The 14,703-nt window shown below is 65.3% G+C and carries 11 protein-coding genes, 2 rRNA genes and 1 riboswitch; of the genes, 12 read left to right on the forward strand and 1 reads right to left on the reverse strand.

The annotated features are described in order from the left end of the window. Window positions 1-275: 275 nt before the first annotated feature. The 12 genes from OHS59_RS36795 (at window position 276) to OHS59_RS36850 (ending at window position 13,970) form a co-directional block, all read left to right on the forward strand. Window positions 276-3,397: ribosomal RNA gene (locus OHS59_RS36795) — 23S ribosomal RNA — on the forward strand. Between the two features lie 109 nt (window positions 3,398-3,506). After that, window positions 3,507-3,623 (forward strand): 5S ribosomal RNA (rrf, locus tag OHS59_RS36800). Between the two features lie 155 nt (window positions 3,624-3,778). Then, window positions 3,779-4,411 (forward strand): CDP-alcohol phosphatidyltransferase family protein, encoded by a 633-nt coding sequence (locus OHS59_RS36805; protein WP_328497653.1) that lies wholly within the window; start codon window positions 3,779-3,781, stop codon window positions 4,409-4,411. Window positions 4,412-4,501: 90 nt separating this feature from the next. Beyond that, window positions 4,502-6,997 (forward strand): mannose-1-phosphate guanyltransferase, encoded by a 2,496-nt coding sequence (locus OHS59_RS36810; RefSeq protein ID WP_328497654.1) that lies wholly within the window; start codon window positions 4,502-4,504, stop codon window positions 6,995-6,997. A 92-nt stretch (window positions 6,998-7,089) separates the two neighbouring features. Then, window positions 7,090-7,992, forward strand: a complete 903-nt coding sequence (locus OHS59_RS36815) for a DUF881 domain-containing protein (protein ID WP_328497655.1) — start codon at window positions 7,090-7,092, stop codon at window positions 7,990-7,992. Further along, window positions 7,989-8,321 carry a small basic family protein gene (locus OHS59_RS36820; RefSeq protein WP_046587749.1) on the forward strand — a complete coding sequence of 111 codons (333 nt, stop codon included), beginning with the start codon at window positions 7,989-7,991 and terminating at the stop codon, window positions 8,319-8,321. The genes OHS59_RS36815 and OHS59_RS36820 overlap by 4 nt, the downstream gene beginning before the upstream one ends. 5 nt (window positions 8,322-8,326) lie before the next feature. Continuing rightward, window positions 8,327-9,193, forward strand: coding sequence for a DUF881 domain-containing protein (locus OHS59_RS36825; RefSeq protein WP_328497656.1), 867 nt, complete (start codon window positions 8,327-8,329; stop codon window positions 9,191-9,193). A 61-nt stretch (window positions 9,194-9,254) separates the two neighbouring features. Beyond that, window positions 9,255-10,226, forward strand: coding sequence for an FHA domain-containing protein (locus OHS59_RS36830; protein ID WP_328497657.1), 972 nt, complete (start codon window positions 9,255-9,257; stop codon window positions 10,224-10,226). A gap of 43 nt (window positions 10,227-10,269) precedes the next feature. Beyond that, complete coding sequence (ftsR, locus tag OHS59_RS36835; RefSeq protein ID WP_328497658.1) at window positions 10,270-11,004, forward strand: transcriptional regulator FtsR; 735 nt, start codon at window positions 10,270-10,272, stop codon at window positions 11,002-11,004. Window positions 11,005-11,090: 86 nt separating this feature from the next. Next, window positions 11,091-11,564 carry a bifunctional nuclease family protein gene (locus OHS59_RS36840; RefSeq protein WP_006123076.1) on the forward strand — a complete coding sequence of 158 codons (474 nt, stop codon included), beginning with the start codon at window positions 11,091-11,093 and terminating at the stop codon, window positions 11,562-11,564. 214 nt (window positions 11,565-11,778) lie between these two features. Beyond that, window positions 11,779-12,411, forward strand: coding sequence for a MerR family transcriptional regulator (locus OHS59_RS36845; protein WP_328497659.1), 633 nt, complete (start codon window positions 11,779-11,781; stop codon window positions 12,409-12,411). Between the two features lie 116 nt (window positions 12,412-12,527). Then, window positions 12,528-13,970: a DNA polymerase IV gene (locus OHS59_RS36850; RefSeq protein WP_328497660.1), complete on the forward strand. Its 1,443-nt coding sequence runs from the start codon at window positions 12,528-12,530 to the stop codon at window positions 13,968-13,970. A 157-nt stretch (window positions 13,971-14,127) separates the two neighbouring features. Here the strand turns inward: OHS59_RS36850 and OHS59_RS36855 are convergent, their stop codons facing one another. Continuing rightward, window positions 14,128-14,502 carry a PRC-barrel domain-containing protein gene (locus OHS59_RS36855; RefSeq protein ID WP_328497661.1) on the reverse strand — a complete coding sequence of 125 codons (375 nt, stop codon included), beginning with the start codon at window positions 14,500-14,502 and terminating at the stop codon, window positions 14,128-14,130. Between the two features lie 104 nt (window positions 14,503-14,606). Continuing rightward, window positions 14,607-14,702: riboswitch (glycine riboswitch) on the forward strand. The last annotated feature ends 1 nt before the right edge of the window (window position 14,703 follow it).

Genomic DNA, 14,703 nt, shown 5'->3' on the forward strand with positions numbered 1-14,703 from the left:
GGCCAGTACATCGGCGAATGTTCGATGCTGGTTGCTCAAGGGTGGAACGTTGATTATTCGGCACTCTCAGTCTTCTTCTGGCTGCAAGTACTGTCCTTCGGGGCGTGGAAAGCAGACCCGGGGGGTCGAGAGGGTCGGGCACGCTGTTGGGTGTCTGAAGGTGCGGCCGTCATGGTCGTCCTTCGGTGCCGGCCCCAGTGCACTCACCTGGTAAGGGTGGGGTGATGGGTGGTTGGTCGTTGTTTGAGAACTGCACAGTGGACGCGAGCATCTGTGGCCAAGTTTTTAAGGGCGCACGGTGGATGCCTTGGTACCAGGAACCGATGAAGGACGTGGGAGGCCACGATAGTCCCCGGGGAGCCGTCAACCAGGCTTTGATCCGGGGGTTTCCGAATGGGGAAACCCGGCAGTCGTCATGGGCTGTCACCCACATCTGAACACATAGGGTGTGTGGAGGGAACGCGGGGAAGTGAAACATCTCAGTACCCGCAGGAAGAGAAAACAACCGTGATTCCGGGAGTAGTGGCGAGCGAAACCGGATGAGGCCAAACCGTATGTGTGTGAGACCCGGCAGGGGTTGCGCATGCGGGGTTGTGGGATCTCTCTTTCACAGTCTGCCGGCTGTGAGACGAGTCAGAAACCGTTGGTGTAGGCGAAGGACATGCGAAAGGTCCGGCGTAGAGGGTAAGACCCCCGTAGTCGAAACATCAACGGCTCGTTTGAGAGACACCCAAGTAGCACGGGGCCCGAGAAATCCCGTGTGAATCTGGCGGGACCACCCGCTAAGCCTAAATATTCCCTGGTGACCGATAGCGGATAGTACCGTGAGGGAATGGTGAAAAGTACCGCGGGAGCGGAGTGAAATAGTACCTGAAACCGTGTGCCTACAAGCCGTGGGAGCGTCGCTGTATGTGCTTGCACATGCAGTCGTGACTGCGTGCCTTTTGAAGAATGAGCCTGCGAGTTTGCGGTGTGTTGCGAGGTTAACCCGTGTGGGGAAGCCGTAGCGAAAGCGAGTCCGAATAGGGCGATATAGTAGCGCGCTCAAGACCCGAAGCGGAGTGATCTAGCCATGGGCAGGTTGAAGCGGCTGTAAGAGGTCGTGGAGGACCGAACCCACCAGGGTTGAAAACCTGGGGGATGACCTGTGGTTAGGGGTGAAAGGCCAATCAAACTCCGTGATAGCTGGTTCTCCCCGAAATGCATTTAGGTGCAGCGTCGTGTGTTTCTTACCGGAGGTAGAGCACTGGATAGGCGATGGGCCCTACCGGGTTACTGACCTTAGCCAAACTCCGAATGCCGGTAAGTGAGAGCGCGGCAGTGAGACTGTGGGGGATAAGCTCCATGGTCGAGAGGGAAACAGCCCAGAGCATCGACTAAGGCCCCTAAGCGTACGCTAAGTGGGAAAGGATGTGGAGTCGCACAGACAACCAGGAGGTTGGCTTAGAAGCAGCCACCCTTGAAAGAGTGCGTAATAGCTCACTGGTCTAGTGATTCCGCGCCGACAATGTAGCGGGGCTCAAGCGTACCGCCGAAGTCGTGTCATTCATGCAATAGGGCCAACGCCTGTATGGATGGGTAGGGGAGCGTCGTGTGCCGGGTGAAGCCGCGCCGGAAGGCAGTGGTGGACGGTTCACGAGTGAGAATGCAGGCATGAGTAGCGATACACACGTGAGAAACGTGTGCGCCGATTGACTAAGGGTTCCTGGGTCAAGCTGATCTGCCCAGGGTAAGTCGGGACCTAAGGCGAGGCCGACAGGCGTAGTCGATGGATAACCGGTTGATATTCCGGTACCCGCTGTGAAGCGTCAAACATCGAACCAGGCGATGCTAAGTCCGTGAAGCCGTTCCGGACCCTTCGGGGAATGGAAAGTGGTGGAGCCGACGGACCAGACCTGTAGTAGGTGAGTGATGGGGTGACGCAGGAAGGTAGTCCAGCCCGGGCGGTGGTTGTCCCGGGGTAAGGGTGTAGCCCGTTATCTAGGTAAATCCGGATGACGTTAAGGGTGAGACCTGATGCCGAGCCGATTGTGGTGAAGTGGATGATCCTATGCTGTCGAGAAAAGCCTCTAGCGAGTTTCATGGCGGCCCGTACCCTAAACCGACTCAGGTGGTCAGGTAGAGAATACCGAGGCGTTCGGGTGAACTATGGTTAAGGAACTCGGCAAAATGCCCCCGTAACTTCGGGAGAAGGGGGCCATTCTTGGTGATCCGATTTACTCGGTGAGCTGGGGATGGCCGCAGAGACCAGCGAGAAGCGACTGTTTACTAAAAACACAGGTCCGTGCGAAGCCGTAAGGCGATGTATACGGACTGACGCCTGCCCGGTGCTGGAACGTTAAGGGGACCGGTTAGTGCACCTTCGGGTGTGCGAGGCTGAGAACTTAAGCGCCAGTAAACGGCGGTGGTAACTATAACCATCCTAAGGTAGCGAAATTCCTTGTCGGGTAAGTTCCGACCTGCACGAATGGCGTAACGACTTCTCGACTGTCTCAACCATAGGCCCGGTGAAATTGCACTACGAGTAAAGATGCTCGTTTCGCGCAGCAGGACGGAAAGACCCCGGGACCTTTACTATAGTTTGATATTGGTGTTCGGTTCGGCTTGTGTAGGATAGCTGGGAGACTGTGAAGCATTGGCGCCAGCCAGTGTGGAGTCGTCGTTGAAATACCAGTCTGGTCGTGCTGGATGTCTAACCTGGGTCCGTGATCCGGATCAGGGACAGTGTCTGATGGGTAGTTTAACTGGGGCGGTTGCCTCCTAAAGAGTAACGGAGGCGCCCAAAGGTTCCCTCAGCCTGGTTGGCAATCAGGTGTTGAGTGTAAGTGCACAAGGGAGCTTGACTGTGAGACCGACGGGTCGAGCAGGGACGAAAGTCGGGACTAGTGATCCGGCGGTGGCTTGTGGAAGCGCCGTCGCTCAACGGATAAAAGGTACCCCGGGGATAACAGGCTGATCTTCCCCAAGAGTCCATATCGACGGGATGGTTTGGCACCTCGATGTCGGCTCGTCGCATCCTGGGGCTGGAGTCGGTCCCAAGGGTTGGGCTGTTCGCCCATTAAAGCGGTACGCGAGCTGGGTTTAGAACGTCGTGAGACAGTTCGGTCCCTATCCGCTGTGCGCGTAGGAATATTGAGAAGGGCTGTCCCTAGTACGAGAGGACCGGGACGGACGAACCTCTGGTGTGCCAGTTGTCCTGCCAAGGGCATGGCTGGTTGGCTACGTTCGGGAGGGATAACCGCTGAAAGCATCTAAGCGGGAAGCCTGCTTCGAGATGAGTATTCCCACCAACTAGATTGGTTAAGGCTCCCAGTAGACGACTGGGTTGATAGGCCGGATGTGGAAGCCCTGTAAGGGGTGGAGCTGACCGGTACTAATAGGCCGAGGGCTTGTCCTCAGTTGCTCGCGTCCACTGTGTTGGTTCTGAAACCACGAACAACCCCGCACTCCCTTGTTTGGTCACGGGGGGTGTGGTGCGGTTGATTTGAATCAGAGTTTCAAAGTGTTTCGGTGGTCATAGCGTGAGGGAAACGCCCGGTTACATTCCGAACCCGGAAGCTAAGCCTTACAGCGCCGATGGTACTGCAGGGGGGACCCTGTGGGAGAGTAGGACGCCGCCGAACTTCTTTTAGAGCTCCGGCTCCCTGGATTATCAATCCAGGGAGCCGGAGCTTTTTTTGTTTTCAGAGAGGCCGCCGAACCCCCTCCGCGCTGCGGGCAGATGCCTGAGGGTAAGGTCAGGGGGCAACGTTGGCACGTTCCCACAGGAGGCCCCCGGGTGGAGGTCCAGGAGACCCGCGTCCAGACAGACCGGGTCCTCACCATCCCGAACATCCTCAGCATGGCGCGTCTCGCGGGCGTACCGCTCTTTCTGTGGCTGATCCTCAGGCCGGAGTTCGGCGGCCCCAACAGCGACGGCTGGGCACTTCTGGTGCTCATGTTGAGCGGTATCAGCGACTATCTGGACGGCAAGCTCGCCCGGCGGTGGAACCAGATCAGCAGCCTCGGCCGGCTGCTGGACCCCGCGGCCGACCGGCTCTACATTCTGACGACCCTGCTCGGGCTCACCTGGCGCGAGATTCTGCCGCTGTGGCTGACAGCCGTCCTCCTGGCGCGCGAGCTGGTTCTGCTCGTGATGGTGGGCATCCTCAGGCGGCACGGCTATCCGCCGCCCCAGGTGAACTTCCTCGGGAAGGCTGCAACGTTCAACTTGATGTACGCGTTCCCGTTGTTGCTGCTCAGTGACGGAAGTGGATGGCTTGCGTCACTCGCTGCTATTTTCGGATGGGCGTTCGCAGGATGGGGTACAACTCTGTATTGGTGGGCAGGGATCCTCTACGTGGTTCAGGTCCGCCGCCTTGTTCGTGCGGACAACCATGGCCGACTGAGCTCGCCCAATGGGCGGCCGTAGAGGTCTCTGGATGGCCCGCAACGAGAATGTGCGGGACAATCTGACGGGTGAAGTCGGCTAGACCGTCTCTTCAAGGAGGACGCTTCCGACATGAAGGCCGTCGTGATGGCCGGAGGCGAAGGCACACGCCTTCGCCCCATGACCTCAAGCATGCCCAAGCCGCTCCTGCCTGTGGCCAATCGCCCGATCATGGAGCACGTGCTACGGCTGCTCAAGCGGCATGGGCTCAACGAAACCGTCGTCACTGTCCAGTTCCTGGCCTCGCTGGTCAAGAACTACTTCGGTGACGGTGAAGAGCTCGGTATGGAGCTCACCTATGCCAACGAGGAGAAGCCACTCGGTACTGCCGGCAGTGTCAAGAACGCCGAGGAGGCACTGAAGGACGATACGTTCCTCGTGATCTCAGGCGATGCTCTGACCGACTTCGACCTCACCGATCTCATCAACTTCCACAAGGAAAAGGGTGGGCTGGTCACGGTCTGTTTGACCCGCGTTCCCAATCCTCTGGAATTCGGCATCACCATTGTCGATGACGAGGGCAAGGTCGAGCGCTTTCTTGAGAAGCCGACCTGGGGCCAGGTCTTCTCGGACACGGTGAATACGGGCATCTATGTAATGGAGCCCGAAGTCTTCGACTACGTCGAGGCCGATGTCTCCGTCGACTGGTCGGGCGATGTCTTCCCTCAGCTCATGAAGGAGGGCAAGCCGATCTACGGCTATGTCGCCGAGGGCTACTGGGAGGACGTCGGCACGCACGAGAGTTATGTGAAGGCACAGGCCGATGTCCTTGAGGGCAAGGTCGACGTCGAGCTGGACGGCTTCGAGATATCGCCCGGAGTCTGGGTCGCCGAAGGCGCCGAGGTCCACCCCGACGCGGTGCTGCGGGGCCCGCTCTACATCGGGGACTACGCCAAGGTCGAGGCCGACGTCGAAATCCGTGAGCACACCGTGGTGGGCTCCAACGTCGTCGTGAAAACCGGGGCGTTCCTGCACAAGGCCGTACTGCACGACAACGTGTACATCGGTCAGCACAGCAATCTGCGTGGCTGTGTCATCGGCAAGAACACCGACATCATGCGCGCGGCGCGTATCGAGGACGGCGCCGTCATCGGGGACGAGTGCCTCGTCGGCGAGGAATCGATCGTCCAGGGCAATGTGCGGGTATATCCGTTCAAGACGATCGAGGCCGGCGCCTTCGTCAATACGTCGGTCATCTGGGAGTCCCGGGGCCAGGCGCATCTCTTCGGAGCCCGTGGGGTGTCCGGGATCCTCAACGTGGAGATCACGCCCGAGCTCGCGGTGCGCCTGGCGGGGGCGTACGCGACGACCCTCAAGAAGGGTTCCACCGTCACGACGGCCCGTGACCACTCCAGGGGCGCCCGCGCGCTCAAGAGGGCCGTCATCTCGGCTCTGCAGGCCAGCGCCATGGACGTACGGGACCTGGAGAACGTGCCGCTCCCGGTGGCGCGGCAGCAGACCGCGCGGGGCAGCGCGGGCGGGATCATGATCCGTACGACGCCCGGAGTTCCCGACTCGGTCGACATCATGTTCTTCGACGGAAACGGCGCGGACCTGTCGCAGGGCAGCCAGCGCAAGCTCGACCGGGTGTTCGCGCGGCAGGAGTACCGGCGTGCGTTCCCCGGTGAGATCGGCGATCTGCATTTCCCGGCCAGCGTGTTCGACTCGTACACCGGCTCCCTGCTCAGGAACATCGACACGACCGGGATCGCCGACTCCGGGCTGAAGGTGGTCGTGGACGCGTCCAACGGCAGTGCCGGACTGGTGCTGCCGAGCCTGTTGGGCAAGCTCGGGGTCGACGCGCTGACCATCAACCCGGGGCTCGACGAGTCGCGCCCCACGGAGACGGCGGACACCCGCCGGTCCGGGATGGTCCGGCTCGGCGAGATCGTGGCTTCCGCCCGGGCCGCGTTCGGAGTGCGGTTCGACCCGGTGGGCGAGCGGCTGTCGCTCGTCGACGAGAAGGGCCGGATCATCGAGGACGACCGGGCGCTGCTGGTCATGCTCGATCTGGTGGCGGCCGAACGGCGCAGCGGACGTGTGGCGTTGCCGGTGACCACCACGAGGATCGCCGAGCAGGTGGCGGCGTACCACGGGACGCAGGTCGACTGGACGATGACGTCCCCGGACGATCTGACGCGCGTCGGGCGCGAGGAGTCGACGATCTTCGGAGGCGACGGGCGCGGTGGGTTCATCGTGCCGGAGTTCAGCAGTGTCTTCGACGGCACGGCGGCCTTCGTCCGGCTCATCGGTCTGGTGGCACGGACGCAGCTCACGCTCAGTCAGATCGACGCGCGCATTCCGCGGGCTCACGTCCTCAAGCGCGATCTCGCGACTCCCTGGGCGGTCAAGGGCCTGGTGATGCGGCGCGTCGTGGAAGCGGCCGGTGACCGGTTCGTGGACACGACCGACGGTGTGCGTGTCGTGGAGACCGACGGACGCTGGGTGATGGTTCTGCCCGATCCGGCGGAGGCGGTCACCCATCTGTGGGCCGAGGGGCCCGACGACGCGTCGGCGCAGGCACTGCTCGACGAGTGGTCGTCGGTGGTGGACAGCGCAGGTCGCTGAGCAGTACCCGCGCGTGCCGGACGGTTCCCTCAAAGGGGCCCGTCCGGCACGTCGGTGGGGCCGTTCGGAGCTACAGGTCGCGACGTGCGACGATGTGCGGCATGCCGCAGCAGCCCCCCGTTCGGAGCACCCCCACGCGCCCCTCGCGCCCGGACGCGTCCATGTCGCTGCTCACCAACGTCATGGACCACAGTCTCGACGAGGGGTATGCCGAGGCCGCTGCCCGGCGGAAGGCCGAAGGTACGGGCGGGATGCCCAAGACGCTGCCGGCGAAGCTCGGTCTGGCGGCCGGTCTGGTGCTCGCGGCACTTCTGGTGACAGTGGGCGCGGCGCAGGCGCGGATAGCGGCCCCGGTCGTCGCCAAGGAGCGCGAGGAACTCATCGACCGCATCGACAGCGAGACGTCGGCGGCCGAGGACCTTGAGGACGCCATCGACGAGCTCCGCGACGACGTGGGCGCCCGGCAGCGCGAGGCATTGAAGAAGCACGGCGGTGACCAGGGCGAGCTGTTGGGCATCCTGTCCGGTGCGCTCGAAGTGCACGGGCCCGGTGTGAAACTCGTCGTGGACGACGCGAAGGAAGCCGACCACGCCGGTGACGGGGACGCGCGTGAGACATCGGGCTTCTCGGACACCGGACGCGTACGCGACCGCGACATGCAGCGTGTCGTCAACGGGCTCTGGGAGTCGGGCGCCGAGGCCGTCACGATCAACGGACAGCGGTTGACCGCCCTGTCCGCGATCAGGGCCGCGGGTGACGCGATACTGGTCGACAACAAGCCGTTGGTGCCGCCGTACACGGTGTTGGCCGTGGGGGACGGGGACCGGCTGAGCACCAAGTTCCAGAACAGCGGGGACGGGCAGTATCTGCACGCTCTGCAGGAGAACTTCGGGATCAGGACCAGTATTTCCGCCGAGGACGAGGTCCGGCTGCCCGCAGCACCGAGTGTGATCGTACGAACAGCAGAACCGAGCACAGAGAAAGGCACATCGTGATCGCCGTACTGGGCCTCGTCGTGGGAGTCGTGGCTGGATTGTTGGTCCGGCCCGAGGTGCCGGCGATGGTCGAGCCCTATCTTCCGATCGCCGTCGTCGCGGCGCTCGACGCCGTGTTCGGAGGTCTGCGGGCGATGCTCGACGGCATCTTCGACGACAAGGTCTTCGTGGTGTCGTTCCTGTCCAACGTGGTGGTGGCCGCGCTGATCGTCTTCCTGGGCGACAAGTTGGGCGTGGGCGCGCAGTTGTCCACGGGCGTCGTGGTCGTCCTGGGCATTCGCATCTTCTCCAACGCCGCGGCGATCCGCCGGCACGTCTTCCGGGCGTGACGGCGATGAGCAGCAAGGACGAGACGCCGGGGACCCCCGAGAACCCGCTGCGCGAGGAACTGCCCGAAGAAGTGGCGGCAAAGGCTCCGGAGAACGCGGCGGAGCCCCGGCCGCCCCAGGCCGAGCCGGAGCCGAGCGGGCCCGCCGCCCCTACCGGCCGTCAGCGGCTCGTGATGGGCCTGTGGCCGCCGCGGGTGTCCCGTGCGCAACTCATCGTCGCGCTTCTGCTGTTCGGCCTCGGCTTCGGCCTGGCCGTCCAGGTGGCCTCCAACAGCGACGACGACGGCGCCCTGCGCGGCGCACGTCAGGAGGACCTCGTACGCATCCTCGATGAACTCGATGACCGTACACAGCGTCTGGAAGAGGAGAAGCAGGGGCTGGAGGATCAGCGCACCGAACTGGAGAACAGCTCGGACCAGGCCGAGGAGGCCCGCAAGCAGACGGTCGAGAAGGAGAAGCAACTCGGCATTCTGGCGGGCACCGTGGCGGCGCAGGGCCCCGGCATCACACTGACGATCGACGACGGGAAGGGGACGGTCGAGGCCGACATGCTGCTCGACGCGGTCCAGGAGCTCCGGGCGGCCGGCGCGGAGGCGATCCAGGTCAATGGTGTACGGATCGTCGCGGGCACCTATCTGACGGATGAGAGCGGGGGAGTCGCCGTGGACGGGAACAAGATCAGCTCCCCGTATCGTTTCAAGGTCATCGGCAAGCCTCAGGACCTCGAACCGGCGCTCAACATCCCTGGCGGAGTGGTGCAGACTTTGGAGAAGGAGCAGGCCACTGTCACGGTGGAACGCTCGGACAAGATCGTCGTGGACGCCTTGCGACCGGCGAAGCGGCCTGACTACGCTCGGTCGTCCTCCCAATGAGCCGGGGGCGCTTGGAGGCAGCTGCTCCAGGGCATGAGGTTGCGGGGGGTCGGCGCACCGAATGGGTGGTGCGTGGTGGAAACTGTCTGGTGGATACGGACGTTGTGAGGGTGTCCGGCTCGACCGGTGTGTGCAATCAGGGTTCGTCCTGCCCCACGGGCGGGTCTGTTTCGGTCAAGGGGAATCGCCCGTGAAGTTGTTTGCGAAGTTGTTCGGCAAGAGCGCACGAGAGGGCAGCGACAACGCCACTGCCCGGCACCGTGCACCGCGGCCCTCGGACGCCGAGGGACAGGGAGACCGCCCGTTGTTCCGGGACGAGGTCGGTGGGCCGGGCGGTGACATTTCCGGTGGTCAGGGCGCGCCGTCTGTTGACCCTGCCCAGTCGGGGCGCATAGGTTTCGGAGATCCGTCAACCTCAGGTGCGGGTGGAGGTTTCGGCTCCGACCCGTACGCGTCCAATACCCCGGCGGGGCAGCCGCGGCAGGAGGATCCGTCCATGTCGGCCCTGGTGTGTACGAGGTGCGGTAACCGCAACGCGGAAGCGAGCCGCTTCTGCTCGAACTGTGGTGCGCCGTTGCGGGCCGGGGCGACCCCGGAGCGCCCGTCGGAGACCACTTCGACGATCTCCATCTCCGGCCTTGAGGCCTACGACGCCGAGGCCACCGGCCAGACGCAGATGCCGATGCTGTCTCCCGAGGCGCAGGCCGCCGTCGACGCCCTGCCGCTCGGCTCGGCGCTCCTGGTGGTGCGGCGGGGGCCCAACTCGGGCAGCCGCTTCCTGCTGGACGGCGATCTGACCACGGCCGGCCGTCATCCGCAGAGCGACATCTTCCTGGACGACGTGACCGTGTCGCGCCGCCATGTGGAGTTCCGCCGTGAGCCCGACGGTTCGTTCACGGTGGCGGACGTCGGCAGCCTCAACGGCACGTACGTCAACCGGGAGCGGATCGACCGGGTTCCCCTGTCGAACGGTGACGAGGTGCAGATCGGCAAGTACCGGCTGGTCTTCTACGCGAGCCAGCGGGGCATCTGACCCTCCCCCAGACTTTGTCCGGGGAGACCCCCAGGGAAGGTCCATGCTTCGAACACCGAGCGGCGGTGCCGGACACGGCGCCGCCGCCACGGACCACGGGCTGATGAGCATCGGCACGGTGCTGAACGTGCTGCGTGACGAGTTCCCCGAGGTCACTGTCTCCAAGATCCGGTTCCTGGAGTCCGAGGGCCTCATCGAGCCGCAGCGGACCCCGTCCGGGTACCGCAAGTTCAGCGCCGGCGACATAGAGCGTCTCGGGCACGTCCTGAGGATGCAGCGGGACCACTATCTGCCGCTGAAGGTCATCCGGGAACACCTGGACGCCATGGGACGCGGAGAGGCTGTCCCGCTGCCCTCCGTGGGGCGTCAGCGCGACGGTGAGGCACCGAGCGATCCGGAGGAGCCCACCGTGGCCCGGATCGGACGGGACGAGTTGCTGGCCGCCGCCGAGATCGGTGAGCAGGAGCTCGACGAGTGGGAGTCGTACGGACTCATCACCCCGGTGCTGGACGGGGTGTACGACGCCGAGGCGGTGACCGTCGCCGGACTGGTCCTGGAACTCGGGCGGTTCGGGATCGAGCCACGGCATCTGCGCGCCGTGAAGGCCGCAGCCGACCGCGAGGCGGGGCTGGTGGATCAGGTCGTGGCACCCCTGCGGCTCCATCGCAACCCGCAGACCAGGGCACACGCACAAGCGCGCACCAAGGAGCTGGCGGGACTCGCGGTGAAGCTGCACGCCGCCCTGGTCCAGTCGGCCCTCGGGGTGCGGCTGCCCTGACCCGGCGGCCCGCGCGGAACGTGGGATAGGGCACCCATTCCGTGCTCGACTACCCAAAGGTGCCGGGCACGGCCTAGGGTTGCTGTGTGAACGAGCTCGACGTCGTAGGTGTCCGGGTCGAAATGCCCTCCAACCAACCGATCGTGCTCCTGCGTGAAGTGGGAGGCGACCGTTACCTCCCCATCTGGATCGGGCCGGGGGAGGCGACGGCGATCGCCTTCGCGCAGCAGGGCATGGCCCCCGCGCGACCGCTGACCCACGACCTGTTCAAGGACGTGCTGGAGGCCGTCGGCCAGGAGCTGACCGAAGTGCGCATCACCGACCTGCGGGAGGGTGTCTTCTACGCGGAGCTGGTGTTCGCCAGCGGAGTCGAGGTCAGCGCGCGGCCGTCCGACGCCATAGCGCTGGCGCTGCGCACCGGGACGCCCATCTACGGCAGCGACGGCGTCCTGGACGACGCCGGCATCGCGATCCCGGACGAGCAGGAGGACGAGGTGGAGAAGTTCCGCGAGTTCCTCGACCAGATCTCGCCCGAGGACTTCGGGACCAACAGCCAGTGACGGCGTGAGAAGCCGGTCGGTGACCCTCCGGGGCCGTCGCACGACGGGCCGTGCGGCGGTCGTCCCGAGAGCATTCGGCTAGCCTTTCCCCGCGATGGGGTACGGGAAACCACTCTCAGGGTGATTATCACCCGGCGTGCCGAGTGTGGCGATCGTTGACGAGCCCCTGGTGACTGCCTACCGTCGAGAAGGCAGTTCAAGGACGGAGGTCGGCGTGAGAAGCAGCGGCGACGGTACGGCTGGGGGTGCTCCCGGACGCGGTCTGGGGGACAGCGGCCCGTACCCGCTTCACAGCAGCGCGGCCGATCACGTACAGCGGCCGACGGTGGTGCCGGGGGACGACGAGGTGGCGTCCGAGGAGATCGGTTATCGCGGGCCCACGGCCTGCGCGGCCGCGGGGATCACCTATCGGCAGTTGGACTACTGGGCGCGGACCGGGCTGGTCGAGCCCAGCGTGCGGCCCGCCTACGGGTCGGGGACACAGCGGCTCTACAGCTTCCGGGACGTGGTCGTCCTGAAGATCGTCAAGCGGTTCCTCGACACGGGGGTCTCGCTGCAGAACATCCGCACCACGGTCCAGCACCTCAAGGAGCGGGGATCCTGCGACCTGGAGCGGATGACGCTGATGAGCGACGGCGCGACGGTCTACGAATGCTCCTCGCCCGACGAGGTCCACGCCCTTCTCCAGGGCGGTCAGGGCATCTTCGGCATCGCCGTGGGCGTGGTGTGGCGGGACGTGGAGAGCGCGCTCTCACAGCTGCACGGGGAGCGTGTCGACACGGGTGAGACGCTCGTCGGGGCCAACCCCACGGACGAGCTGGCTCGGCGGCGCAACCGGGCGGTCTGAGCCGGCCGTGGAGGTCCCCCGCGGCCCGGTGGTCAGGCCGGTCGGCGTGCGGTCCCGCACCGTCTCGCGGGCGGTGTGCAGGGGCATTGTCAGTGGCGTAGGGCAGCATCGGACATGTGAGAACCGCGCCCACGATCCTGCATCTCGACATGGATGCCTTCTTCGCCTCGGCGGAGCAGGCGTCCAAGCCGAGCCTGCGCGGTAAGGCGGTCATCGTGGGGGGCCTCGGACCGCGGGGCGTGGTCTCCACCTGTTCGTACGAGGCGCGGGTCTTCGGGGTGCATTCGGCGATGCCCATGGCGCAGGCCCGCCGCCTGGCACCGAACGCCGCCTACCTCGTACCGCGCTTCGGGCTCTACCGGCAGATCAGCGAGCAGGTGATGGGGCTCCTGCGGGAGCTGTCGCCGCTGGTGGAGCCGCTGAGCCTGGACGAGGCGTTCGTGGATCTGGAGGCCGGGGAGACGGCCTGGGACGAGCGGTCCGCGCTGCTGGCCGGGAGGAAGCTGCGCGCCGACATCCGGGCCGTCACGGGGCTCACCGGATCCGTGGGTCTCGCGGCCTGCAAGATGCTCGCGAAGATCGCCTCCGAGCAGGCCAAGCCCGACGGGCTCGTGCTGATAGAGCCGGGCACCGAGCGGGCCCTGCTCGCGCCCATGTCGGTGCGCATCCTGCCGGGCGTGGGGCCCGCCACGGGGGACCATCTGCGGCGGGGCGGGATCAGCACGGTCGGGGAGATCGCCGAGGCGGGCGAGGACGAGCTCGTACGGCTGCTGGGGAAGGCCCACGGCCTCGCCCTGTACGCCATGGCGCTGGCCCGCGACGAGCGGCCCGTGGTGGCCGAGCGGGACACCAAGTCGGTGTCCGTCGAGGACACGTACGACGTGGACATCCATGACCGGGTGCGGGTGCGGATGGAGGTGCAGCGGCTTGCGGACCGGTGTGTCCAGCGGTTGCGGGGGGCGCATCTGTCGGGGCGGACCATCGTGCTGAAGGTGCGGCGGTACGACTTCTCGACGCTGACGCGGTCGGAGACGTTGCGGGGGCCCACGGACGACCCCTCGGTGGTGCGGGAGGCTGCCGCGCGGCTGCTGGAGGCGGTGGACACCACGGGGGGTGTGCGGTTGTTGGGGGTCGGGGTTTCGGGGCTTGCCGACTACACGCAGGAGGATCTGTTCGCGCAGGCCCAGGCGCAGCAGGCCCTGGAGCGGGCTGCTGAGGATGCCGCTGTCGTTGTCGACGAGGGGGCGGAGCGGGGTGGGGCGGAGGCGGTCGAGGAGGTTGCTGGGGAGGCGGTCGGGCCGGCGGCGGGGCGGGTGCCCGAGGTGCCGGAGCCTGCGGCGGAGCGGCAGTGGCGGGCGGGGCACGATGTTCGGCATGCCGAGTTCGGGCATGGGTGGGTGCAGGGGAGTGGGCTGGGGAGGGTCACCGTGCGGTTCGAGACGCCGGATTCCTTGCCGGGGCGGGTGAAGACGTTTCGTATCGATGATCCTGGGTTGGAGGTGGCTGAGCCGTTGCCTCTGGTTGCGCGGGTGCCTTCGGCGATGGATGCGGAGGGGTAGGGGTGGGGGTGCGTTTGTGGGTGCGGGGCCGTTGTGGCTGGTTGCGCAGTTCCCCGCGCCCCTAAAAGATTGCGCCGTTCCCCGCGCCCCTGGAGGGCGAGAGGATTGCGCCGATCGCCGCGTCCCCAAAGGGCCGCGGCCCCAGGTGGGGCGGGTGTCAGGTGGGGTCTTCTGTGGTTGCCAGGTGGCCGAAGTCGTGGTCCGGGAAGGGGGGTGGTGGGGCCAGGTCCAGGCCGTAGTGGTGGTAGAGCTGCAGTTCTTGTTCGGGGGAGAGGTGGCGGCCCACTCCGAAGTCGGGGGCGTCCTTGATCAGGGAGCGTTCGAAGGGGATGTGCAGGGAGTCGTCGACCACCTTGCTGGGCTCCAGGGGGACGAAGGCGTCCCGGCTGAACAGGCCGGTGCGTATGGCCGCCCACTCCGGCGCACCGGTCGCGTCGTCGAGGTAGACCTCGTCGACGGTGCCGATCTTCGTGCCGTTGCGGTCGAACGCCTTGCGGCCTATCAGGTTGCGCGGATCGATGTCGGTCTGCACGGTCCCTCCAGCTGCTCGCAACTCATCCGTAAGCACTACGAAAGAGCACTTTGAGGAGGGCGGCCACTTGAGGGAACCCCGCTGGTAGGCTGGGCGACGGCTGCTGACCCCGTGCGGGAGAGTCCTCCAGGCTTCATCGGAGGCGCCGAAGGAGCAAATCCTCCCCGGAATCTCTCAGGCACACGTACCGCATGGACGAGG

It is taken from the genome of Streptomyces sp. NBC_00414 (genome assembly GCF_036038375.1).
GTDB lineage: Bacteria > Actinomycetota > Actinomycetes > Streptomycetales > Streptomycetaceae > Streptomyces.